The organism is Nocardioides ungokensis, assembly GCF_013466985.1.
Lineage (GTDB): Bacteria > Actinomycetota > Actinomycetes > Propionibacteriales > Nocardioidaceae > Nocardioides > Nocardioides ungokensis.
On record NZ_CP059164.1, the window covers coordinates 815,001 to 838,100 of the forward strand.

The window sequence follows — 23,100 nt, forward strand, 5'->3', positions numbered from 1 at the left end:
TGAGGGGATGACCTGTGGATAGGGGTGAAAGGCCAATCAAACTTCGTGATAGCTGGTTCTCCCCGAAATGCATTTAGGTGCAGCGTTGCGTGTTTCTTGCCGGAGGTAGAGCACTGGATAGCCGATGGGCCCTACCAGGTTACTGACGTTAGCCAAACTCCGAATGCCGGTAAGTGAGAGCGCAGCAGTGAGACTGCGGGGGATAAGCTCCGTAGTCGAGAGGGAAACAGCCCAGACCATCAGCTAAGGCCCCTAAGCGGTGACTAAGTGGAAAAGGATGTGGAGTCGCAGTGACAACCAGGAGGTTGGCTTGGAAGCAGCCACCCTTGAAAGAGTGCGTAATAGCTCACTGGTCAAGTGATTCCGCGCCGACAATGTAGCGGGGCTCAAGTCATCCGCCGAAGCTATGGCATTCACGCAATAACCCAGCGCCGGCTTGACCGGTGTTCAGGTGTGTGGATGGGTAGGGGAGCGTCGTGTCGCGAGTGAAGCAGCGGTGTGAACCAGTTGTGGACGCGACACGAGTGAGAATGCAGGCATGAGTAGCGAATGAAGAGCGAGAAACTCTTCCGCCGAATGATCAAGGGTTCCAGGGTCAAGCTAATCTGCCCTGGGTAAGTCGGGACCTAAGGCGAGGCCGACAGGCGTAGTCGATGGACAACGGGTTGATATTCCCGTACCGGCAAAGTAGCGCCCATGACGAACCTGGTGATGCTAACCATCCGAAACCTCTTCGACCGGACCCTTCGGGCGAGGCGTCGAGGCGTAGCGTGGGACCCGAACTGGTAGTAGTCAAGCGATGGGGTGACGCAGGAAGGTAGTCCAACCGTACCGATGGTTGTGTACGGCTAAGCATGTAGGGAGTCAGATAGGCAAATCCGTCTGGCACATATCCTGAGATGTGATGGGGAGCCCAATGGGGCGAAGTGGATGATCCTATGCTGTCGAGAAAAACCTCTAGCGAGCTATGCGCCGCCCGTACCCCAAACCGACTCAGGTGATCAGGTAGAGAATACCAAGGCGATCGAGCAAACCATGGTTAAGGAACTCGGCAAAATGCCCCCGTAACTTCGGGAGAAGGGGGGCCGGATCCGTGAACGCCCTAGCGGTGGGAGCGGTGATGGCCGCAGAGACCAGGCCCAAGCGACTGTTTACTAAAAACACAGGTCCGTGCGAAGTTGTAAGACGATGTATACGGACTGACTCCTGCCCGGTGCTGGAAGGTTAAGGGGACGAGTCAGCCACTTCGGTGGCGAAGCTCAGAACTTAAGCCCCAGTAAACGGCGGTGGTAACTATAACCATCCTAAGGTAGCGAAATTCCTTGTCGGGTAAGTTCCGACCTGCACGAATGGAGTAACGACTTGGGCGCTGTCTCAACCGTGGACTCGGCGAAATTGCACTACGAGTAAAGATGCTCGTTACGCGCGGCAGGACGGAAAGACCCCGGGACCTTTACTATAGTTTGGTATTGGTGTTTGGTTCGGCTTGTGTAGGATAGGTGGGAGACTGTGAAGCAGCCACGCCAGTGGTTGTGGAGTCAACGTTGAAATACCACTCTGGTCGTACTAGATGTCTAACCTAGGTCCGTTATCCGGATCAGGGACAGTGCCTGATGGGTAGTTTAACTGGGGCGGTTGCCTCCTAAAATGTAACGGAGGCGCTCAAAGGTTCCCTCAGCCTGGTTGGCAATCAGGTGTTGAGTGTAAGTGCACAAGGGAGCTTGACTGTGAGACAGACATGTCGAGCAGGGACGAAAGTCGGAACTAGTGATCCGGCGTCGGCATGTGGAAGCGACGTCGCTCAACGGATAAAAGGTACCCCGGGGATAACAGGCTGATCTTCCCCAAGAGTCCATATCGACGGGATGGTTTGGCACCTCGATGTCGGCTCGTCGCATCCTGGGGCTGGAGTAGGTCCCAAGGGTTGGGCTGTTCGCCCATTAAAGCGGCACGCGAGCTGGGTTTAGAACGTCGTGAGACAGTTCGGTCCCTATCCGCCGCGCGCGCAGGAAACTTGAGAAAGGCTGTCCCTAGTACGAGAGGACCGGGATGGACGAACCTCTGGTGTGCCAGTTGTCCCGCCAGGGGCACGGCTGGTTAGCTACGTTCGGAAGTGATAACCGCTGAATGCATCTAAGCGGGAAGCACGTTTCAAGATGAGGTTTCCCACCGATATAATCGGGTAAGGCCCCCAGCAGAACACTGGGTTGATAGGCCGGAGGTGTACAGCAGTAATGCCTAGCCGACCGGTACTAATAGGCCGAGGGCTTGTCCACACACACATCACCACAAACACCATCGACTGGTGATGCCGCGTCACTACGCAGTTCCCAACCAACAACCCGCGTTGACGGTCAGGAACACAATGAGTCAACTACATAGAGCTTGGAAACACCCCCACACCCCACGTGGTGCCTGGGTGCGTGTGTTTCCCGCAGAGTTACGGCGGCCATAGCGAAAGGGAAACACCCGGTCCCATCCCGAACCCGGAAGTTAAGCCTTTCAGCGCCGATGGTACTGCAACCGAGAGGCTGTGGGAGAGTAGACGCCGCCGGACATACACTCCGTAGAGGCCACCGCAAGGTGGCCTCTACGCTATTTACGAGAAGTATCCCCTGAGAGGTGTGAAGTCGTGGCCGAAGACCGTCGGAGCCAGCGTCCCGCTCGCGATGGAGGCCGCGCATCAGGCCCTCGTCGTGAGCGCAGTGACCGGAACGACCGCAGTGACCGGAACGACCGGCGGGGCGGGGGAAGGCCCGATCGCGGCGGCAAGCCCGGGGAGCGTCCGGGGCGCAAGAACGACTGGAAGCGCCCGACCGACAAGCAGGGTGACCGCACCGCCGACCAGGCCAAGTACGACGGTCCCGACCTCCCCGAGGAGGTCACCGGCCGTGAGCTCGGACCGCTCGGTGACGGCCCAGCTCAAGGGGCTGCCCGAGAAGCTGGCGGCCCGGGTCGCCCGCCACCTCGCCGCTGCCGGGATGCTGATGGACGAGGACCCCGAGACGGCCTACCAGCACACGATGGCCGCGCGGGCTCGTGCTCCTCGCCTCGCGGTCGTCCGTGAGGCCACCGGGAGGCGGCGTACGCCGCAGGGCACTACGCAGAGGCCCTTGCCGAGCTGCGAGCCGCCAAGCGGATGAACGGTGCCACGGCGTACCTGCCGATCATGGCCGACTGCCACCGCGCGCTCGGTCAGCCCGACCAGGCGCTCAAGCTGGCCAAGAGCCCGTCGGTCGTGAACTTCTCGCCCGAGGCGAAGGCAGAGATGACCATCGTCGAGGCCGGCGCCCGTCGCGACATGGGCCAGCTCGACGCGCCCTGCGCACCCTCGAGCTCGCGCCGTTGACGTCCAAGAGTCGCGCGTCGTGGGTCGTCCGGCTGCCGGTACGCCTACGAGGACAACCCTCGAGGCGGCCGGCCGCGAGACCGACGCGCTCGCCTGGTTCCACCGGACGAACGCCATCGACGCCGACCAGCTCACCGATGCCGCCGACCGCGCCGAGGCCCTCGAGCGTGTCAGGACTGAGCCACGGCCGCCCGGCCCGGACCCGTCCGCCGGATTCGCGGGCGCAGGGAGGGTTGCAGTGCCGCCGGATGGGCAGGCTGCCGACGACTTCCGCGCCCACGTGGGGGTTGACCGCGCGCCTGTCGTGGCGGTCTACTGCGAGTCAGGTTCCGGACCAAGGGGCGTCGATGCTGCGATTCTCGGGAGCAGTGTGTCAGCGATGTCGGTCGCGTCCGCGACCACAACGAGGACTCGGCGTTCGTGTCGCCCTACGTCGCGCTGGTCGCGGACGGGTCGGGGGTGCGGCGGCCGGGGAGGTTGCGTCGGCCACGACCGCGTACGTCGTGTCGGCGACGGCCCTGAGCCGCTTCGGTGACGACCTCGAACAGGTGATGCTCGATGCCGTGGCCGCTGCGCGTCGCAACCTCGCGGTCGGGTGTGTGCGAGGACGAGGCGCGTGGTGGCATGGCCACGACGCTGTCCGCCGTGCTCTGCGACGGGGAGCGTGTGCTGCTGGGTCACGTGGGTGACTCCCGTGCCTACCTGCTGCATGACGGCGTCCTGCGCCAGGTCTCGCGGGACCAACCTACGTCCAGCAGATGCGCGACACGGGCCAGCTGACCGGGACTCGGCGGCACAGCATCCGTGGCGCAACGTCGTCCTCCGCTCGGTGGACGGGAATCCCGCCGTCGACCCCCACGACATCGACCTCGACGAGCTCGACGTGCGCGAGGGCGACCGCCTCCTGCTGTGCAGCGACGGGCTGGACCGACTCGTGGACGACGCGCGCATCACCGACGTGCTCCGGCTGGTGGACCCGCACTCCGCGGCTGCCGTCCTCACGCAGTCCGCCCTGGCAGCCGGCGGACGGGACAACGTGACCTGTCTGGTCCTCGACGTGGTCGAGGGGCCGCAGGTCGTGGGTGACGGCCGGCTCCTCGGTGCCGTGCAGGACGCGGCCAACATCGTCGACCCCGCCGCCGTCCACCTCGCCCGGGCCGACACCGCCTGACCCGGAGCAGGATCCGCTTCGAGCCGGATTTTCGCCCGGAAGTTCGATTCGCTGGTGCTCAGGCGCAACATACGCAACAATGGTCCTACAACTTACAACTGTGTCACTCGGCACCTTTGCTCCACAACGAGACCGCTGGGGAAGGCGTATCTCGACGCCGGAGATGAAGGAGGTCACAGTGACCGCACGCACTGCCGCCCGCCCGACTGGCTCTGGGACGAGGGGCATCCTGTTTGTGCACTCTGCGCCGTCGGCGCTGTGCCCGCACGTGGAGTGGGCCGTCGGCGGCGTGCTCGGCACGCCCGTGAGCCTGGACTGGATCCCGCAGCCCGCTCAGCAAGGTACCTACCGGGCGGAGCTCTCGTGGGCTGGTGCGGCCGGCTCTGCCGCCGCCGTGGCCTCGTCGCTGCGGGGCTGGAACCACCTCCGCTTCGAGATCACCGAGGAGCCCACCTCGTCCTCCGAGGGCTCCCGCTACTCCTACACCCCCGAGCTGGGGGTCTACCACGCGGTGACCGGCCTGCACGGGGACATCATGATCCCCGAGGACCGGCTGAAGGCAGCGGTGGTCAAGGCCGCCCTCGGCGACACCACCCTGCTGGTCGAGATCGACAAGCTGCTGGGCAAGCCGTGGGACGACGAGCTGGAGACCTTCAGGCACGCCGGCGACGGCGCTCCGGTGCGCTGGCTGCACCAGGTCGTCTAGGGACCTGCTCCCGTCGCGTGAGCGGCCCTGGGTTCAGGGCCGGTGCAGGCGGAAGTGCGAGGGGTCCAGCCAGGCGTGGTGCTCCTTCTGCGCCCCGAGGATCGGGGTGGTGTACCAGGTGAGCTTGGCCTTGATCGTGAACCGCCCGGGCGTGGTCGAGTAGCGACAGAACTGGAAGCGCCCGTGGCCCCTCGTGCTCTCGGAGTCCGAGCTGAACGCGTTGGACGCGAGCCTGCGGTGGTGCGGGCCCAGCAGGAAGGTCTCGAGGATCCAGTCGCCGGTCGGCGGCTTCACCACGTAGTGGTAGCGGTAACGGTGGCAGCCTGCGCGCAGCACCCCGTCGGGGGCGCCGGTGTGACCGTACGACCGTGCTTGCGCCGCTGCTGACCCCGTTGCGACGAGCAGGCCGGCCATGATCGAGGTCAGCAGGGCGAGGGTCGCCGTGCGCAGCATGAGGTCCTCCGCGGTCGTGTGACGGGCGTCATGGGTACAACGCGACGTCCCCGGAGGCGTTACGGCGGTAGCCGTGCTCCGGACGCGGACGGCCCCCACCGGCGATGCCGGTGGGGGCCGTCCGCGCGTGCGTCGAGCGCGGGTCCGGACCCGGTCAGACGCTGCCGAACGCGACCGCGACGTTGGCGCCGCCGAAACCGAAGGAGTTGTTCAGCGCCGCGATGTCGCCCTGGGGCAGGTCGCGGGCCTTGGTCGGGATGTCGAGCTCGACCTGCGGGTCGAGGTTGTCGAGGTTGATCGTCGGCGGCGCGACCCGGTGGTGGAGGGCGAGCACCGTGGCGATGGCCTCGAGCGCGCCGGCACCGCCGAGCAGGTGACCGGTCATCGACTTGGTGCTCGTGACCACGACGTCGTCGGCGTGCTTGCCGAGCGTCGCGTGGATCATCAGGCCCTCGGCGATGTCGCCCTGCGGGGTCGACGTGGCGTGCGCGTTGATGTGCGCGATGTCCGCGGCCGTGATGCCGGACTCGGCCAGGGCCCGCAGGATCGCGCGGGCACCGCCACGGCCGGCGGGGGTCGGGCTGCGCGATGTCGTGCGCGTCGGCGGTGATGCCGGCGCCGAGCACCTCGGCGTAGATCCGGGCGCCGCGCGCCTTGGCGTGCTCCTCGGACTCCAGGACGAGGACGCCGGCGCCCTCACCGAGCACGAAGCCGTCGCGGCCGGTGTCCCAGGGACGGGAGACCGTCGTGGGGTCACCCGGGTTCTTCGACAGCGCCATCATGTTCGCGAAGGCGGCCATGGGCAGCGGGTGGATCGCCGCCTCGGTGCCGCCCGCGACGACCACGTCGGCGCGGCCGAGGCGGATCTGGTCGACCGCGAGGGCGATGCCCTCGTTGCCGGAGGCACACGCCGAGACGGGGGTGTTCACGGCGGCGCGGGCGCCGACGTACAGGCTGATCTGGGCCGCGGGGGCGTTGGGCATCAGCATCGGGACGGCGAGCGGAGAGACCCGGCGGGGGCCCTTCTCCTTGAGGATGTCGTAGTTGTCGAGGAGGGTGTTGACGCCGCCGATGCCGGAGGCCATCGCGACCCCGACGCGCTCGTGCTCGAGGTCGCCCGACTCCTGCAGGACGTCGAGGCCCGAGTCGCGCCACGCTTCCATCGCCGCGACCATCGCGAACTGCGAGGAGCGGTCCAGGCGGCGGGCCTTGACCCGCTCGAGGACCTCGGTCGGCTCGACGGCCACGCGTCCGGCGATCTTGACCGGCATCTCCTCGGCCCAGTCGTCGGTCAGGGCGCGGACGCCGGAACGTCCGTTCACGAGCGCGTCCCAGGTGCTGGCGACGTCGCCTCCGACGGGGCTGGTGGTGCCGAGGCCGGTCACCACGACTCTTGTGCGGCTCATCTCATCCTCTGATCTGGTGTGCTGCGGGCGGGCGCCGGGCCCCCGGACGGGGAGTGCCGGCGCCCGCGGGGGCGGGCGCTGGCGGCAGGTCAGCCCTGGGCGCGCTCGATGAAGGCGACGGCGTCGCCCACGGTCTTGAGGTTCTTGACCTCGTCGTCGGGGATCGAGACGCTGAACTTCTCCTCTGCGGCCACGACGACCTCGACCATGGACAGCGAGTCGACGTCGAGGTCGTCGACGAACGACTTGTCGAGCTGGACGTCGTCGGCGTCGATGCCGGCGACCTCGTTGACGATGTCGGCGAGGTCGGCGCGGATCTCTTCGGTGGTGGCCATGTGGGGCTGTTCCTCTCGGTTTGTCGGATGTTGCTCTGGTGGTGCGGGTATCAGGGGACGGTGACGACCTGGGCGGCGTACGCCAGGCCGGCGCCGAAGGCGATGAGCAGGGCGGTGTCGCCGCTGCGGGCCTCGCCCTCGGCGATCATCCGGTCCAGGGCCAGCGGGATGGAGGCCGCCGAGGTGTTGCCCTGCTCGGCGATGTCACGGGCGATCCGGACGCGCTCGGGCAGCTTCATGGAGCGGGCCATCGCGTCGATGATGCGCATGTTGGCCTGGTGGGGGACGAACACGTCGAGGTCGTCGATGCTGACCCCGGCGCGGTCGAGCGCCTGCTGACCGATCTTGGCCATGGCGAAGGACGCCCACCGGAAGACCGGGTTGCCCTGCATCGTCAGGTGCGGCATCACGGGGTCCTTCGACGCGACCACGTCACGCCAGTCCTCGCGCTGCCGGATCAGGTCGTACTGCTCTCCGTCGGAGCCCCAGACGACCGGACCGATGCCCGGGGTCTCGCTGGGACCGACCACGGCCGCGCCGGCGCCGTCGGCGAAGATGAAGGCCGTGCCGCGGTCGCCGACGTCGGTGATGTCGGAGAGCCGCTCGACGCCGATGACCAGCACGTGGCGGGCGCTCCCGGCGCGGACGAAGTCGGAGGCCATCGAGACCGCGTGGCAGAAGCCGGCACAGGCCGCGGAGATGTCGAAGGCGGCCGCCTGCTCGGTGCCGAGCTCGTGGGCGATGGCGGTCGCGATGGCAGGCGTCTGCAGCATGTGGCTGACCGTGGCGACCACGACGCAGTCGATCTGGCGGGCGTCGAGGCCGGCGTGGGCGAGCGCCTTGCGCGACGCCTCGACCGACATCAGCTGCACGGTCTCCTCGGGCGTGGCCCACCGGCGCTGCTTGATGCCCGAGCGCTGCTGGATCCACTCGTCGCTGGAGTCGATCGCGGCGACGATGTCGGCGTTGGGGATCACCCGCGAGGGTCGGTAGGCACCGATGCCGAGGATCGCCGCGTGGGGCGCGCCCTGGGAGGACTGGAACGGGCTCATGAGCTGGCACCTTCGGAGTCGTGGGGCAGGACCGCGCCGGCGTGCTTGGCGCAGAAGGCGCGCGCGTCGTCGAGCTGGTCGGGGGTCTTGAGGGCGAAGGTCTCGACACCCTTGAGGTTGCGCTTGGCGATGCCCGTCAGCACGCCCGCCGGCGGCAGCTCGAGGATCCCGGTGACACCGACGTCTCGCATGGTCTCCATGCACAGGTCCCAGCGGACGGGGTTGGCGATCTGGCCGACGATCCGGCTCAGCACCTCGGCGCCGTCGCGGACGACCTCGCCGTCCCTGTTGGAGATCACCGCGGTGGCCGGGTCACGGGGCGACACGTCGGCGGCGAGCTTCTCGAGGTGGCCCACGGCCGGAGCCATGTGCTCGGTGTGGAACGCCCCGGCCACGCTGAGCGGGGTCAGCCGGGCCTTCGCGGGCGGCTCCTCGGCGAGAGCCTCGAGCTGCTCGCGGGTGCCCGCGGCGACGATCTGGCCCGGCCCGTTGTCGTTGGCGGGGGTGAGCCCGTGCTTCTCGAGCGCGGCGAGGACCTCGGTGCGGTCGCCACCGAGGACGGCGGTCATCCCGGTGGGGGTGGCCGCGGCGGCCTCGGCCATGGCGATGCCCCGCTCTCGGACGAGCACCATCGCCTCCTCGGCGGTGATGGCGCCCGCGGCTGCGGCGGCGGCGAGCTCGCCGACGCTGTGTCCCGAGACAGCGCCGACGTCCGCGGCGTCGAGCAGCTCGAACGCCGCCAGGCCGGTCGCGACCAGCAGCGGCTGCGCGATCCGGGTGTCACGGATGGTCTCGGCGTCCGCCTCGGTGCCGAATGGGCCAGGTCCAGCCCCGAAGCCTCCGAGAGCGACACGAAGCGGGGCGCGAAGGTCTGGTCCTCCAGCCAGGGCTGCAGGAAACCAGGTGTCTGGGCACCTTGGCCGGGAGCGACGATGACGAGCACAACCTCCACTCTGCCGTGCCCGTGGCTGGGTCTCCCCTCGGGCGCGCACGAATCTCGCGGGGGATTGTTTGTAGGGTTCCTACAAATGTGGCTCGGGCTTGGCCTCATCCGCGCGGCCGGACTGCCGGCCCAGCACCAGCGCGATCTCGAGGATGAAGGCGTCGCGGGCATGCGCCGGCGCGTAGCCGGTCAGGTCGGCCACCTGACGGAGCCGGTAGCGCACCGTGTTGGGGTGCACGAAGAGCGCCCGCGCCGAGGCCTCGATCGAGCAGCCGTGGTGGAAGTAGGAGGCGAGTGTCTCGATCAGGGTGCCGCGAGCCCGGACCAGGGGGAGGTAGACCTCCTCGACCAGGTGCCGACGGGCGTGGCCGTCGCCGGCCAGGGCCCGCTCGGGCAGCAGCTCACTGCTGCGCACCGGACGGGGCGCCTCGGGCCAGCCGCTCGCAGCCCGGTGGGCCGAGACCGCGGCCCGGGCGGACACGTGGGCGCGCCCGAGGTCGTCGGCGACCGGGCCGACCACGACCGGCCCCTCGCCGAAGAGGTGCACCACGGACTCCGCGGCGACCCGCGAGTCCGCCACCCCGCCGAGCAGCACCACCAGGCGCTCACCCTGCACCGCGCACAGCGCATCCATGCCCGCCGAGCGCGCGCTGCGGCGTACCTCCTCGAAGAGGTCGGTCTCGGTCCGCTGCGCCGGGGCGGCGCCCAGCACGACCGCGACGTCGCCCCGGGCGGTCCAGCCGAGGGCGCTGGCTCGCGAGAGCAGGGTCTCGTCGGCCTCCGACCGCAGGACGGCGTCGACGACCAGCGCCTCCAGCCGGGCGTCCCAGGCGCCGCGGAGCTCGGCGGCCCGGGCGTACACCTCCGCCGTCGCAAAGGCGACCTCCCGGGCGTAGCGCAGCACCCCGGCGTGGACCTCGGGCGCGTCGTCGGGGTCCACGATGTCGTCGATGTTGTTCTCCACCACCTCGATGGAGAGCCGGACCAGGTCCACGGTCTGCTGGAGGTTGATCACCCCAGCCAGGGCACGGGGCGCGGCGCCGAAGACGGACGCGGCCACGGCGGAGCCCCCCTCGTCGGGCCGACCGCCCTCGCGGCGGTACCAGTCGACGAAGCCGCGGATGCCGGCCTGGACAATGAGCCCGACCCAGGAGCGGTCCTCGGCGCTGAGCTCCCGGAACCACGGCATCTCGGTCTCCATCCGGGCCATGGCGGAGGTGCTCAGGGCGCCGGTCGCCCGTTGCAGTGCATCAGCCGGGCGCCGACTGGGTACTACGGGCGAGGTGGGTTTCACGGATCGAGGCTAGTCGACACCAGATCCGCGCAAAACCCCCGTGAAATAAGGGTTACGGGGCCCCGAAGAGCAGTCAGAAGTGGTTGAATCCGTCAACTAGGCCGCGGCCGCGGCATACAGGAGGTTCGGTGTCCCGCACGCCGCACGAAGTCCAGTACGTCACGCTCCACGGGCACCGGCGTGCCTTCGTCAAGACCGGTCAGGGCCCGGTGGTGCTGCTCCTGCACGGTCTCGGGTGTGACCACACCACCTGGGAGCCCGTGATCGACTCGCTCGCCAAGCGCTACACGGTGATCGCGCCCGACCTGCTGGGCCACGGACTGTCGGACAAGCCGCGCGCGGACTACAGCGTGGGCGGCTACGCCAACGGCATGCGGGACCTCCTGACGGTGCTGGGCGTCGACAAGGCCACCGTGATCGGGCACAGCTTCGGCGGCGGGGTGGCCATGCAGTTCGCCTACCAGTTCCCCGAACGCACCGAGCGGCTGATGCTGGTCGCCTCCGGCGGTCTCGGGCCCGAGGTCACGCCGGCCATCCGGGCGATCACCACCCCGGGCTTCCACCAGCTGATGGGTGTGCTGACGCTGCCCGGCGTACGGCACGTCGGCATGGCCGGCATGCGGGCGCTGGCGAGCGCCCCCTGCAAGCACACCCGCGACCTCGACGAGGTCGCCGAGATCTTCGACTCCTTCAAGGACCCCCACGCCCGGCACGCGATCCGCCACGTCGTCCGCGCCGTCGTCGACTGGCGCGGCCAGATCGTCACCATGGCGGACCGTGCCTACCTGACCGATGCCATGCCGATGGCGGTCGTGTGGGGGAGCGAGGACATGGTGATCCCCGTGCGGCACGCGAGCAACGCGGGCGCGCTCGCCCCCGACGCCAGGGTCGAGGTGATCCCGAACGCCGGGCACTTCCCGCACAAGGACCACCCGCACCGGTTCGCCAGGATCGTGCACGAGTTCATCCGCTCGACCCAGCCGGCGGCCTACAGCCGCGCCCGCTTCCGCAACCTGCTCAAGACCGGGCACGCCAGCGCCCGCCCGACGGCCACCGTCACGGCCCTGCCCAGCGCCTGAAATCGCCGAGTCGGCGCTGCTTGACGCCCTGGTTGGGGTCAAGCAACGCCGACTCGGTGGGTCTTGTGGCGCCGACTCGCGTCAGGCGTCGCCGCCCTCCTGCTTCACGCCGGCCACGGCCGTCGGGTCGTCGATGCGGTACTGCGCGAACGCCTTCTCGACGAGCCCGCGCTCGATCTGGCCCGCGTCGGCGAGTGCCTGCAGCGTCTGCACGACCACCGACTGGGCGTCGATGTGGAAGTACCGGCGTGCGGCCGGGCGGGTATCGGCGAAGCCGAAGCCGTCGGCGCCGAGCACGCGGTAGTCACCGGGCACCCAACGGGCGATCTGCATCGGCACGGCCCGCATGTAGTCCGAGACCGCCACGACCGGGCCGTCGGCGCCGGCCAGCTTGTCGGCGACGTACGCCGTGCGCGGCTGCTCGCCGGGGTGCAGGAGGTTCCACTCCTCGGCCGCGACGGCGTCGCGTGCCAGCTCGTTCCACGAGGTCACCGACCAGGTGTCGGCCTGGACGCCCCACTCCTCGGCCAGGATCCGCGCGGCCTCCTTGACCCAGGGGTACCCGACGCCCGAGGCGAGCAGCTGGGCCCGCGGGCCCTCGCCCTCGGCGGTCGACACCTTGTGGATGCCCTTGAGGATGCCCTCGACGTCCACGTCCTCCGGCTCGGCCGGCTGCTGAACGGGCTCGTTGTAGACGGTGATGTAGAAGATGACGTTCTCGGCGTCAGCGCCGTACATCCGCTCCAGGCCGGACCGCATGACGTGGCTGATCTCGTAGGCGAACGCCGGGTCGTAGTGGACGACCGCCGGGTTGGTCGCCGCGATGAGCGGCGAGTGCCCGTCCGCGTGCTGCAGGCCCTCGCCGGTCAGCGTCGTGCGACCCGCCGTGGCGCCGATGAGGAAGCCGCGCGAGAGCTGGTCGGCCATCGCCCAGATCGAGTCGCCGGTGCGCTGGAACCCGAACATCGAGTAGAAGATGTAGAACGGGATCATGTGCTCGCCGTGCGTCGAGTACGCCGAGCCGGCGGCGGTCGCGGAGGCCATCGCGCCGGCCTCCGAGATGCCCTCGTGGAGCATCTGGCCCTGTGCCGACTCCTTGTAGGAGAGCAACAACTTGCGGTCGACCGACTCGTACTGCTGGCCGGCCGGGTTGTAGACCTTCGCGCTCGGGAACATCGCGTCCATGCCGAACGTGCGGTACTCGTCCGGCGCGATCGGCACGATGCGCTGGCCGATCTCGGGGTCCTTCATCCAGTCCTTGAGCAGGCGGGACGACGGCCATCGTGGTCGCGATGGAGTTCTTGCCCGACCCCTTCTTGAGCTCGGCGTACATCTTGTCGCCGGGCAGCTGGAGGTTCTTGGCCCGGACCACGCGGCGGGGCACGGAGCCACCGAGGCTGTCGCGGCGCTCCTTCATGTACTGGATCTCGGGCGCGTCCTCGCCGGGGTGGAAGAACGGCGCGGCGCCGGTCTCCTCGTACGAGCGCTCCAGGTCGCGGTCGGAGATCGGCAGGTAGAGGCGGTCCCGGAACCTCTTGAGGTCGTCCTGGGTCAGCTTCTTCATCTGGTGCGTGGCGTTCTTGCCCTCGAGGGCGTCGATCGTCCAGCCCTTGATCGTCTTGGCCAGGATCACGGTCGGCTGGCCGACGTGCTTGCTGGCCGCGTCGAACGCGGCGTACACCTTGCGGTAGTCGTGGCCACCGCGCGGCAGCTTGCGGATCTGGTCGTCGGACATGTGCTCGACCATCTTGCGCAGCCGCGGGTCGCCACCGAAGAAGCTGTCGCGGATGTAGTCGCCGCTCTCGACCGAGTAGGTCTGGAAGGCGCCGTCCGGCGTGGTGTTCATCTTGTTCACGAGCACGCCGTCGACGTCACGGGCCAGCAGATCGTCCCACTCGCGGCCCCAGACGACCTTGATGACGTTCCAGCCGGCGCCGCGGAAGGTCGACTCCAGCTCCTGGATGATCTTGCCGTTGCCGCGCACCGGTCCGTCGAGCTGCTGGAGGTTGCAGTTGATGACCCAGGTGAGGTTGTCGAGCTCCTCGCGGGCCGCGACGCCGATGGCGCCCAGCGACTCCGGCTCGGCCATCTCGCCGTCGCCGAGGAACGCCCAGACGTTCTGCTGGCTGGTGTCCTTGATGCCGCGGTTGTGGAGGTAGCGGTTGAACCGCGCCTGGTAGATCGAGTTGATGCCGGTCAGGCCCATGGAGACCGTCGGGAACTCCCAGAAGTCCGACATGAGCCGGGGGTGGGGGTACGACGGCAGCCCGGCGTGCGGCCCGTGCTGGACCTCCTGGCGGAACCGGTAGAGCTGCTCCTCGGTGAGCCGGCCCTCGAGGAAGGCCCGGGCGTAGACACCGGGGGAGGCGTGGCCCTGGATGTAGATCTGGTCGCCGCCGCCGGGGTGGTCCTTGCCGCGGAAGAAGTGGTTGAAGCCGACCTCGTAGAGGCTGGCGGAGGACTGGTAGGTGGCGATGTGCCCGCCGACCTCGAGGCCCTTGCGGTTGGCGCTGGAGACCATGACGGCGGCGTTCCAGCGGATGAAGGCGCGGATGCGGCGCTCGGCCTCCTCGTCGCCGGGGAACCACGGCTCGCGCTCGGGCGGGATCGTGTTGATGTAGTCGGTGCTGCGCAGGGCGGGCACGCCCACCTGGGTCTCGCGGGCGCGCTCGAGGAGGCGCAGCATGACGTAGCGGGCGCGCTCACGGCCGCGCTCGCCGACGAGCGAGTCGAAGGAGTCGATCCAGTCCTGCGTCTCGTCGGGGTCGATGTCGGGCAGCTGGGTCGGCAGTCCCTCGTGGATCACGGACGGGATCGTGCCGCTCCGGGTGGTGTCGGAGCCAGTGCCTGAACCAGTGGTGGAGTCTTCGGTCACCGTCTCATCGTTGCACGCGCCCGGACCACGCGAAATTTACCCGGCGGTAGGTCCGTGGGGTGGGCTCAGGCGAGCGAGGACGGGGCACGGCCCTGCGCGTACACCCGGCGTCCCGGCCGAGGCCGTCGAGGGCCCGGCCGACGCCCCACGGGCGGGGTCGCCGGGCAGGAATCCCCTCTACATGGGTTGCGCCGGTGCGGGTTCTCCGCTGGACTACTCCACACCTTGTGAGGTGGCCGCCCGGGAGACGGGTGGCGGATGCAACGCGACTGGAGGACTCAGTGAGTGCGACCGCGGGTGGCGGGTCCACCCAGACAGATGGACCTGCGGCCGGTCCTGCGGACCGGTTGGGCTTCAAGCCCGGCATGGTCATCCAGGAGCTGGGCTGGGACAACGACACCGACGACGAGCTCCGGGTCGCGATCGAGGACCGCATCGACGCCGACATGGTGGACGGTGACTACGGCAACGTCGTGGACGCCGTGCTGCTGTGGTGGCGCTCGGAGGACGGCGACCTCGTCGACGGGCTCGTCGACGCGCTGACCGACCTCGTGGGCGGCGGCGCCATCTGGCTGCTGACCCCCAAGGTGGGGCGCCCGAACTCCGTGGATGCCGCCGACATCGCCGAGGCGGCCCCCATCGCGGGCCTCTCCCAGACGACCACCGCGGCGGTGAGCAAGGACTGGTCGGCCACCCGGCTGGTCGCCCCCAAGACACCCGCCTGACCCGGCCCCATTCGACCGACCGCAAGGAATCACGCGTGCTCCGACAAGTCCTCGGCCGGGCGGCAGCGGCCGGCACCAGCCTGAAGGTCCTCACCGAGGCCGGCATCGTCCGGCCCTACTCGCCGGTGGTCCTCGCCGGGATGGCGCGGGCGCTGCGCCGGTGGGGGACCGGTCCGGCGGGCGGGTTCACCGCGCTCGCGGTCCGGGCGCCGGACCAGGTGGGGATCATCGACGAGCTCGGGTCGCTGACCTACGGCGAGCTGCACCGCCGGTCCAACAGCCTGGCCCGCGCGCTGGCCGACCTCGGCGTCTCGGAGGGTGACGGGGTCGCGGTCATGTGCCGCAACCACCGCGGCTTCGTCGACGCGACCGTCGCCGCCGCGAAGCTCGGGGCCGACATCCTCTACCTCAACACCGCCTTCGCGGGCCCCCAGCTCGTCGACGTGCTGGAGCGGGAGCAGCCCACGGTCGTCATCCACGACGAGGAGTTCACCGACCTCCTCGCCGAGGCCGAGATGAAGCACCGCGTCGTCGCCTGGACCGACGGGGAGGTCGAGGCCGACACGGTCGAGGCGCTGATCGGCGACCACCCGGACGACGACCTGGAGCCGCCGGAGGGCCACAGCCGCATCGTCATCCTCACGTCGGGGACCACCGGGACCCCCAAGGGCGCCCCCCGCAACGAGGCCGGCATCGAGGCGGCCGTCGCCCTGCTGTCGCGGATGCCGCTGCGCCACGGCTGGCGCACCCACATCGCGGCGCCCCTGTTCCACACCTGGGGCTTCGCCCACCTCGCCATGGCCATGCTGCTCGGGTCCACCGTCGTGCTCCGGCGCCGCTTCGACCCCGAGGAGTGCCTCGAGGTGACCGAGGCGGAGCGGTGCGACTCGCTCGCGGTCATCCCGGTGATGCTGCAGCGGATCATGGCCCTGCCCGAGGAGAAGCTCAGGAAGCACGACCTCTCCCGGGTGAAGGTCGTCGCCGCGTCGGGGTCGGCCCTGCCCGGGGACCTGGCCCTGGACTGGATGGACCACTTCGGGGACAACCTCTACAACATCTACGGCTCGACCGAGGTCGCCTACGCCTCGATCGCCACCCCCGTGGACCTGCGGGAGGCCCCCTCGTCGGCCGGGAAGCCGCCGTGGGCGACCGTGGTCAAGATCCTCGACCCGGACGGCAAGGAGGTGCCGCAGGGCGAGGCCGGCCGGATCTTCGTCGGCAACAGCCTGCTGTTCGAGGGGTACACCGGCGGCGGTCACAAGGAGGTCGTCGACGGCCTGATGTCCAGCGGGGACGTCGGCCGGATCGGCGACGACGGGCGGCTGTACGTCGAGGGGCGCGACGACGAGATGATCGTCTCCGGCGGTGAGAACGTCTTCCCCAAGGAGGTCGAGGACTGCCTCGCCCGCCATGAGGCCGTGGCCGAGGTGGCCGCGATCGGTGTCGACGACGACGACTACGGCAAGCGGCTCAAGGCCTTCGTCTCCCTCAGGGAGGGCGAGTCGGCCAGCGAGGACGACCTCAAGGCGTGGGTCAAGAAGAACCTCGCGCGCTACAAGGTGCCCCGCGAGATCGTCTTCCTCGACGAGCTCCCGCGCAACGCCACCGGCAAGGTCCTCAAGCGGGACCTCGTCGACAAGGACTGACCCCGGTCACCACCCGGCCCTCGGCGGGCCTGTGAGGGCCGGGTGCAAGGATGGCGGCATCATGAGTGGACTCTCCCTCGGCGGCCAGGCGCCCGACTTCACGCTGCGTGACCAGTTCGGGCAGGACATGACGCTGTCCTCCTACCGCGGGCGCAAGGCCGTGGTCATCTTCTTCTACCCCTACGCCTTCTCCGGCGTGTGCAAGGGCGAGATGGCCGGCATCCGCGACCGGCTCGCGGAGTTCATGACCTTCGACACCGAGGTCGTGGCGATCTCCTGCGACCCGACGTACGCGCTGCGGGCCTTCGCCGACCAGGAGGGGCTCAACTTCCCCCTGCTCTCCGACTTCTGGCCGCACGGCGAGGTCTGCCAGGCCTTCGGCGTCTTCGACGAGACGAAGGGCTGCCCCCGGCGGTCGTCGTACGTCGTCGACAAGGACGGCCTGGTCCGCTGGGCGGTCCACAACGCCATGCCCGAGGGGCGCGACCTCGACGAGCACCTCAAGCAGCTGCTGGCCGTCGCGTAGCAAGGGGCGAACGGCTCGACGTGGCCGCCGGTCTGGACCGTTTCCTGAGGTTTTCCTCAAGATGGCCGCCGACCCCCTGACATCGCTTGGTGGGCCGTCTAGTGTTGTCCTTGTCGAACCGCTGGTGACCCGAGACGCCAGCGGTTCGACTCATTTCCAGACGTTGTCGCTCCGCCGCGGTCTGCGTTCGCGGCCGCCGCTCCGGCTCGCTAGTCTGTGCGGGCTTCGTGGGCGTATAGCTCAGCGGTAGAGCTCTGGTCTTACAAACCAGCGGTCGGGGTTCGATCCCCTCTGCGCCCACCAATGCGGCCCACCAATGCGGCCCACCAATGCGGCCCACCGATCCGGGTCAGCCGGAGCGCGGGTCCTTGCTGGAGTAGCCCGCCCTGGGCTCGAGGCCTTCGGGCTGTGGCTCGGGGTTGCCCGTGGACTGCTCGGGCGGGACCTCGGCGTCCGGGTCGCGCTCCTCGGGGTGGGTGGGGCGGACGCCGTCGGTCGAGACCTGCCCGGGGCCGGTGGGGCCGACGCGTTCGCTGCTGACACCCATCCCGCCCTCGGCACGGTCCGGGCCGGCCGAGTTGGGCGTGGAGTCGCGCACGTCGGTCTCCTGCTCGTGCGTCGTGGGCTCGCCGGGGCGCTCGGACTCGCTCACGCCGGTGACTCCTGCTCGCCCGACATCGGCTCGTCCTCGTCGCGGGTGGCCTGGGTCGAGGTGTCCTCGCCTCCTGCATCTCGTCGGGGAACGCCACGTCGTCGACGGCCGGGTTGTCCTCGGTGGAGAGGTCCCGGGTGGTCGGGGTGGCGTTCTCCTCGTCCTCGACGGCGTCCGCGCCGCCGGGAGCGGGCTCGCCGGGCTCGATCTGGGCCTCCGGCTTGGGGCCGAGGTCGTCGGTGCTCATCTGGTCCTCCTGCGTGGGTGTGGGATCAGGGGATGTGGGTCAGGCGGGTGTGAAGCCGAACGTGCTGTACGCCGTGGTCGTACCCGCGCGGAGCGCCTCCAACACCGAGCGCTCGTGCGGGACCACCGGCACGGGCAGCTCGTCGAGGGCGCACCAGCGCAGGTCGGCGCACTTGTGGGGCTCGACGATGCGCGGCTCGCCGGCCCAGGAGCGGGCGGTGAAGAAGAAGTCGATCCGCTCGTCGATGGGCTCGCCGCCCCGGGTGCGCTGCATGGCGGTCACGAAGGAGAGGTCGAGATCGGTCACGTCGATCTCCTCCAGCGCCTCGCGCCGGGCGGCGTCGTACGCCGTCTCGCCCTTCTCCACGTGGCCGGCTGCGGCGGCGGCCCAGTGGTCGTCCATGTAACCGGTGTTCTGCCGCAGCTGCAGCAGCACCTCGGTCCCGGCGACCCCGTCGCGCAGCAGGAAGACGTACGACGCCGGTACGACGACGACGAACCGGTCCAGCGGGCCGCTCACTCGTCGGTGTCGTCGTCGGTCTCGAGGTCGTGCGGGGTCGCCTCGGGCTCGCCCCCCACGTCGTAGACGGTGCCCGTGTCGGCGGAGACGGCCGTCTCGCGCTCGTCGGCCTCGTACTCCTCAGGGTCGGGCTGGTCGAGCGGTGCCTGCTCCTCGGCGAGCTCTTCCTCGTCCGGTCCGGTCGTCATCGGTCCTCCTGGTTGTCGTCGACCCTCGGGCGGGTCGGCCTCACTGCGACGGCTGGTCCTCGGAGGTCTCGGCGTTCTCCTCCTGGGCGGCGGAGCCACCCCGGGCGTCGTCCTCGTCGGGGAGCTCGTCGCCGTGCTCACCGGGCGGGGTTCCCGTGCCGAGGGCCGCCTGGTCCTGCTCCTCCGGGATCGGCGCGGTCAACGCTTGCCGCCGTCGGGGATGTCGTCGTTGCGGCCGTCGAGTTTGTCGAGGGCGTCCTTGGCCTTCTCGGCCCCGGTCGCGAGCTTGTCGGCGTGCTTGCCGCCGGTCTTGTCGTCGACCATCTCGGCGGCCTTGTCGATGCCGTCAGCGATCTTGTCGCCGTGCTTGTCCACCGCCTCGGTCAGCTTCGCCTTGGCGTCGTCGAGGAATCCCACGGGATGCTCCTTCCGGTCGGTGGCCCCCGGGTGGGGGAGGTCCGCTCTTTGACACACTAGCCACATGCCGACAAGCCCGATCGAGGCACCCGAGGAGCCCCCGGGGCGGGTCCCGATCGTGGCCGTCGTCGGAGCCACCGCGTCGGGCAAGACCGGCCTCTCGCTCGACCTCGCCGAGCGGCTCGGCGGCGAGGTCGTCAACACCGACGCGATGCAGGTCTACCGGGGCATGGACGTCGGCACCGCCAAGCTCCCGCCCGACCAGCGGCGGGGGATCCCGCACCACCTGCTCGACCTGCTCTCGGTGCGCGACCCGCTGACCGTGGCGGAGTTCCAGGCCCGGGCCCGGGACGTCGCCGGGCGGCTGCGCGCCTCCGGGCGGGTGCCCGTGCTCGTCGGGGGCTCGGCCCTCTACACGCGGGCGATCCTGGACCGCTTCGAGTTCCCCGGCACCGACGAGGCGGTGCGGGCGCGCCTGGAGGCGGAGCTCGCCGAGGTGGGGCCGCTGCGGCTCCACGAGCGGCTCGCCACGCGGGACCCCGAGGCGGCGGCGCGGATCATCCCCGAGAACGGCCGGCGCACGGTCCGCGCCCTGGAGGTCATCGAGATCACCGGCCGCCCGTTCACGGCGTCGCTGCCGCGGCTGGAGTACGCCGACGCCGCCAGCGTGCAGGTCGGCATGGACATCGACCGGCCCACCCTCGACGCCCGGATCGAGCAGCGCGTGGACCAGATGTTCGAGGACGGCTTCGTGGCGGAGGTCGAGCGGCTGCTCGGCGAGGGGCTGGCCGAGGGCCGGACCGCCGGGCGCGCCATCGGCTACCGCGAGGTCGCGGCCCACCTCGCCGGCGAGCTCAGCCTCGAGGAGGCCCGGGAGCGCACCGTGGTGGCGACCCGGCGCTTCGCCCGGCGCCAGGACTCGTGGTTCCGCAAGGACCCGCGGATCGTCTGGGTGGCCCACGACGACCCCGGAAGGGTGGAGAAGGCGCTGGCCGCCGTGCCACGCTGAGCGGGTGACCCGGACGACGTACTACACCGCCTCCACGCTCGACGGGTTCCTCGCCGACGAGCACGACTCGCTGGACTGGCTCTTCGTCCAGCACATCGAGGAGGACGGGCCGATGAACTACGGCGCGTTCATCGCCGGCATCGGGGCGCTGACGATGGGTGCGACGACCTACGAGTGGATCCGTGCGCACCACGTCGAGAAGGGCGAGGCCTGGGCCTACCAGCAGCCCACGTGGGTGTTCACCCACCGCGACCTGCCGCCGATCGAGGGGGCCGACGTGCGGTTCACCTCCGGCGACGTCCGGCCGGTGCACGCGGCGATGGTCGAGGCGGCCGGCGGCAAGGACCTGTGGATCTGCGGCGGCGGCGACCTCGCGGCCCAGTTCGCCGAGGCGGGGCTGCTCGACGAGGTGTGCGTGCAGTTCGCCCCGGTGACGCTCGGAGCCGGGCGGCCGCTGCTCCCGCGCCCCTTCGACCTCAGGCTGACCGAGCTCGCGCGCAACGGCGACTTCGCCTGCGCGAGGTACGACGTGGTGGGTCCGCGCGCCCGCTGAGCTCGAGGGCGTGCCCTCGACAACGGGTGCCTCACCGGGGCAGGGTGGGCGGGTCCGTCGCTCCATCTCGGGAGGAACGCATGCGTCGTACCCGCACGACCGCAGCCGCCGCCATCACGGCGCTGACCATGGCCGGACTGGCTGCGCCGGCCGCTCCAGGGGCCGCCGCGGCCACCGCCCCGGCACCCGCCCACCGCCTCACCCCGCCACCCAAGACCCCCACGCAGGTCGGGTACGGCGGCGCGGTGACGTCGGTCGACGCGGACGCCTCACGGATCGGGCTGAACGTGCTCAAGCACGGCGGCAACGCCACCGACGCCGCGATCGCCACGGCGGCCGCGCTCGGCGTGACCGAGCCCTACAGCACCGGGATCGGCGGGGGTGGCTACTTCGTGCACTACGACGCCGGCACCGGCAAGGTGCGCACCATCGACGGCCGCGAGACCGCGCCGGCCGCGATGCCGCACGATGCGTTCATCGACCCCGACACCGGCCAGCCCTACCCCTTCACCCCGGAGCGGGTCACCAGCGGCGTCTCGGTCGGGGTCCCGGGCACGCTCGCGACCTGGCAGCGCGCCCTGGACCGGTGGGGCACGCGCTCGTTGGGGCGCTCGCTCGCCCCGGCGGCGCGGCTCGCCCGGCACGGCTTCGTGGTCGACCAGACCTTCCACGACCAGACCGTGCAGAACAAGGTGCGGTTCAAGGCGTTCCGGTCCACCAAGCGGCTCTACTGGAAGCACGGGCACGCTCCGCGGGTCGGCACCCGATTCCACAACCCGGACCTGGCCGCGACGTACGACCTGATCGGTCGTCGGGGACCGGACGCGCTCTACCGCGGCGCGGTGGCCCACGAGATCGCGCGCACCGTTCGCAACCCACCGACGACGAAGCAGACCGACCTCCCGGTGCCGCCCGGCTTCATGACGGCCCGCGACCTGCGGGACTACCACGCCATCGACCGCAGCCCCACGCACTCGGACTACCGCGGGTACGACGTCTACGGGATGGCGCCGTCCTCCAGCGGGGGAGCGACCGTCGGCGAGGCCCTCGACATCCTCGAGCAGTACGACCTCTCCTCGATGGACGACGCCGCCGCGCTGCACCACTACATCGAGGCGAGCGCCCTGGCCTTCGCCGACCGCAACGCCTACGACGGCGACCCCGCCTACGTCCACGTCCCGCTGAAGGACCTGCTCTCCGACAAGTTCGCCGCCGAGCGGGCCTGCCAGATCGACCCGAACCAGGCGATGCCGAAGCCGACGGCTCCCGGCGACGTCACGTCGTACGACGGGCAGTGCGGCAGCGGCGCCGCGGGCACGACCAGGCCGGCGACCGACACCGAGAACGTCGAGACCAGCAACCTGACCGTCTCCGACAAGTGGGGCAACGTCGTGGAGTACACGCTCACCATCGAGCAGACCGGCGGGTCGGGGATCGTGCTGCCGGGGGGGGGTTCCTGCTCAACAACGAGCTGACCGACTTCTCGGCGGTCTACAACGCCGACGACCCGAACCGGATCGAGGGCGGCAAGCGCCCGCGCAGCTCGATGTCGCCGACCATCCTGCTCAAGGGCGGCAAGCCGTTCCTGGCGCTCGGGTCGCCGGGCGGGTCGACGATCATCACCACGGTGCTGCAGATCCTCTTCAACCGGATCGACCGTGGGATGCCGATCGCCGAGGCGCTGGCGGCGCCGCGCGCGTCGAACGGCAACGTGGAGAAGACGCTGGCGGAGCCGGAGTTCATCACGGCGTACGGCGCCGCGCTGGCGCCGTACGGCCAGCAGCTCCAGGCCTCGGGCGACCAGTTCACCAGCGCCGCGGAGATCGGGGCGGCCACGGCCATCGAGTTCGGCCACGGCGGGCGGCTGACGGTCGTGGCGGAGCCGAAGCGGCGCGGCGGAGGGTCGGCGCGAGTGGTGCGCCCGACCGGCCCCTGACCGGTTCGTGGTCCCGGGG

General features: G+C 69.9%; 21 protein-coding genes, 1 tRNA gene, 2 rRNA genes and 3 pseudogenes (1 of these 27 cut by a window edge). 15 read left to right on the forward strand and 12 right to left on the reverse strand.

Annotated elements, in window-relative coordinates:
• From H0S67_RS04075 to H0S67_RS04100, 7 genes are all read left to right on the forward strand, one after another.
• Positions 1 to 2,276: ribosomal RNA gene (locus H0S67_RS04075) — 23S ribosomal RNA — on the forward strand; it begins 842 nt to the left of the window's first position.
• Positions 2,277 to 2,441: 165 nt separating this feature from the next.
• A 5S ribosomal RNA gene (gene rrf, locus H0S67_RS04080) occupies positions 2,442 to 2,557 on the forward strand.
• A gap of 334 nt (positions 2,558 to 2,891) precedes the next feature.
• Complete coding sequence (locus H0S67_RS24395; protein WP_246355109.1) at positions 2,892 to 3,143, forward strand: hypothetical protein; 252 nt, start codon at positions 2,892 to 2,894, stop codon at positions 3,141 to 3,143.
• A complete protein-coding gene (locus H0S67_RS24400) occupies positions 3,140 to 3,349 on the forward strand; it encodes a hypothetical protein (RefSeq protein WP_246355110.1) in 210 nt (69 codons plus the stop codon). Before H0S67_RS24395 ends, H0S67_RS24400 begins: the two co-directional genes overlap by 4 nt.
• A 558-nt stretch (positions 3,350 to 3,907) precedes the next feature.
• The gene (locus H0S67_RS04090) at positions 3,908 to 4,129 is read left to right on the forward strand and encodes a protein phosphatase 2C domain-containing protein (protein ID WP_180935542.1); all 222 of its coding nucleotides are present in this window, start codon (positions 3,908 to 3,910) and stop codon (positions 4,127 to 4,129) included.
• A 49-nt stretch (positions 4,130 to 4,178) separates the two neighbouring features.
• A complete protein-coding gene (locus tag H0S67_RS04095; protein WP_180935543.1) occupies positions 4,179 to 4,520 on the forward strand; it encodes a PP2C family protein-serine/threonine phosphatase in 342 nt (113 codons plus the stop codon).
• A 163-nt stretch (positions 4,521 to 4,683) separates the two neighbouring features.
• Positions 4,684 to 5,226: a DUF3145 domain-containing protein gene (locus tag H0S67_RS04100; RefSeq protein WP_180935544.1), complete on the forward strand. Its 543-nt coding sequence runs from the start codon at positions 4,684 to 4,686 to the stop codon at positions 5,224 to 5,226.
• A 33-nt stretch (positions 5,227 to 5,259) separates the two neighbouring features.
• Here H0S67_RS04100 and H0S67_RS04105 read toward each other — a convergent pair whose 3' ends face one another.
• The 6 genes and pseudogenes from H0S67_RS04105 to H0S67_RS04130 form a co-directional block, all read right to left on the reverse strand.
• Positions 5,260 to 5,679 (reverse strand): hypothetical protein, encoded by a 420-nt coding sequence (locus H0S67_RS04105; RefSeq protein WP_180935545.1) that lies wholly within the window; start codon positions 5,677 to 5,679, stop codon positions 5,260 to 5,262.
• Between the two features lie 154 nt (positions 5,680 to 5,833).
• Positions 5,834 to 7,085 (reverse strand): annotated as a pseudogene (gene fabF, locus H0S67_RS04110) (beta-ketoacyl-ACP synthase II).
• An 89-nt stretch (positions 7,086 to 7,174) separates the two neighbouring features.
• A complete protein-coding gene (locus H0S67_RS04115) occupies positions 7,175 to 7,420 on the reverse strand; it encodes an acyl carrier protein (RefSeq protein WP_180935546.1) in 246 nt (81 codons plus the stop codon).
• 50 nt (positions 7,421 to 7,470) lie between these two features.
• Entirely contained in the window at positions 7,471 to 8,472 is a 1,002-nt protein-coding gene (locus H0S67_RS04120; protein ID WP_180935547.1) for a beta-ketoacyl-ACP synthase III, read from the reverse strand.
• Entirely contained in the window at positions 8,469 to 9,464 is a 996-nt protein-coding gene (locus H0S67_RS04125) for an ACP S-malonyltransferase (protein WP_246355111.1), read from the reverse strand. Before H0S67_RS04125 ends, H0S67_RS04120 begins: the two co-directional genes overlap by 4 nt.
• Before the next feature lie 30 nt (positions 9,465 to 9,494).
• Positions 9,495 to 10,616 (reverse strand): PucR family transcriptional regulator, encoded by a 1,122-nt coding sequence (locus tag H0S67_RS04130; RefSeq protein WP_246355112.1) that lies wholly within the window; start codon positions 10,614 to 10,616, stop codon positions 9,495 to 9,497.
• A 221-nt stretch (positions 10,617 to 10,837) separates the two neighbouring features.
• Between H0S67_RS04130 and H0S67_RS04135 the strand changes: the two genes are divergently transcribed.
• Complete coding sequence (locus tag H0S67_RS04135) at positions 10,838 to 11,788, forward strand: alpha/beta fold hydrolase (protein ID WP_180935549.1); 951 nt, start codon at positions 10,838 to 10,840, stop codon at positions 11,786 to 11,788.
• A gap of 81 nt (positions 11,789 to 11,869) precedes the next feature.
• Here the strand turns inward: H0S67_RS04135 and aceE are convergent.
• Positions 11,870 to 14,603, reverse strand: a pseudogene (gene aceE, locus H0S67_RS04140) (pyruvate dehydrogenase (acetyl-transferring), homodimeric type).
• A gap of 341 nt (positions 14,604 to 14,944) precedes the next feature.
• Between aceE and H0S67_RS04145 the strand changes: the two are divergent.
• The 4 genes from H0S67_RS04145 (at position 14,945) to H0S67_RS04160 (ending at position 17,863) form a co-directional block, all read left to right on the forward strand.
• Positions 14,945 to 15,388 (forward strand): DUF3052 domain-containing protein, encoded by a 444-nt coding sequence (locus tag H0S67_RS04145; RefSeq protein WP_180935550.1) that lies wholly within the window; start codon positions 14,945 to 14,947, stop codon positions 15,386 to 15,388.
• Between the two features lie 35 nt (positions 15,389 to 15,423).
• Positions 15,424 to 17,034: an AMP-binding protein gene (locus tag H0S67_RS04150; protein WP_180935551.1), complete on the forward strand. Its 1,611-nt coding sequence runs from the start codon at positions 15,424 to 15,426 to the stop codon at positions 17,032 to 17,034.
• A gap of 61 nt (positions 17,035 to 17,095) precedes the next feature.
• Positions 17,096 to 17,560, forward strand: coding sequence for a peroxiredoxin (locus H0S67_RS04155; protein WP_180935552.1), 465 nt, complete (start codon positions 17,096 to 17,098; stop codon positions 17,558 to 17,560).
• A gap of 229 nt (positions 17,561 to 17,789) precedes the next feature.
• Positions 17,790 to 17,863 (forward strand) — tRNA-Val (locus H0S67_RS04160).
• A gap of 46 nt (positions 17,864 to 17,909) precedes the next feature.
• Here the strand turns inward: H0S67_RS04160 and H0S67_RS04165 are convergent.
• The 5 genes from H0S67_RS04165 to H0S67_RS04185 all read right to left on the reverse strand — a co-directional run bounded on the left by H0S67_RS04165 (position 17,910) and on the right by H0S67_RS04185 (position 19,583).
• Positions 17,910 to 18,212 (reverse strand): hypothetical protein, encoded by a 303-nt coding sequence (locus tag H0S67_RS04165; RefSeq protein ID WP_180935553.1) that lies wholly within the window; start codon positions 18,210 to 18,212, stop codon positions 17,910 to 17,912.
• 286 nt (positions 18,213 to 18,498) lie between these two features.
• A complete protein-coding gene (locus H0S67_RS04170) occupies positions 18,499 to 18,978 on the reverse strand; it encodes an NUDIX hydrolase (protein WP_246355114.1) in 480 nt (159 codons plus the stop codon).
• On the reverse strand, positions 18,975 to 19,166 hold the full coding sequence (locus H0S67_RS04175) for a hypothetical protein (protein ID WP_180935554.1): 192 nt from the start codon (positions 19,164 to 19,166) through the stop codon (positions 18,975 to 18,977). The genes H0S67_RS04170 and H0S67_RS04175 overlap by 4 nt, the downstream gene beginning before the upstream one ends.
• 40 nt (positions 19,167 to 19,206) lie before the next feature.
• A complete protein-coding gene (locus H0S67_RS04180) occupies positions 19,207 to 19,368 on the reverse strand; it encodes a hypothetical protein (RefSeq protein WP_180935555.1) in 162 nt (53 codons plus the stop codon).
• Positions 19,365 to 19,583, reverse strand: coding sequence for an antitoxin (locus H0S67_RS04185; protein ID WP_180935556.1), 219 nt, complete (start codon positions 19,581 to 19,583; stop codon positions 19,365 to 19,367). The genes H0S67_RS04180 and H0S67_RS04185 overlap by 4 nt, the downstream gene beginning before the upstream one ends.
• A 64-nt stretch (positions 19,584 to 19,647) precedes the next feature.
• On the opposite strand from H0S67_RS04185, the gene miaA reads away from it, so the two are divergent.
• From miaA to ggt, 3 genes and pseudogenes are all read left to right on the forward strand, one after another.
• Positions 19,648 to 20,592, forward strand: a complete 945-nt coding sequence (gene miaA, locus H0S67_RS04190; protein WP_180935557.1) for a tRNA (adenosine(37)-N6)-dimethylallyltransferase MiaA — start codon at positions 19,648 to 19,650, stop codon at positions 20,590 to 20,592.
• Positions 20,593 to 20,596: 4 nt separating this feature from the next.
• Positions 20,597 to 21,145 (forward strand): dihydrofolate reductase family protein, encoded by a 549-nt coding sequence (locus H0S67_RS04195; protein WP_180935558.1) that lies wholly within the window; start codon positions 20,597 to 20,599, stop codon positions 21,143 to 21,145.
• Positions 21,146 to 21,273: 128 nt separating this feature from the next.
• Positions 21,274 to 23,081 (forward strand): annotated as a pseudogene (ggt, locus tag H0S67_RS04200) (gamma-glutamyltransferase).
• Positions 23,082 to 23,100 lie beyond the last annotated feature (19 nt).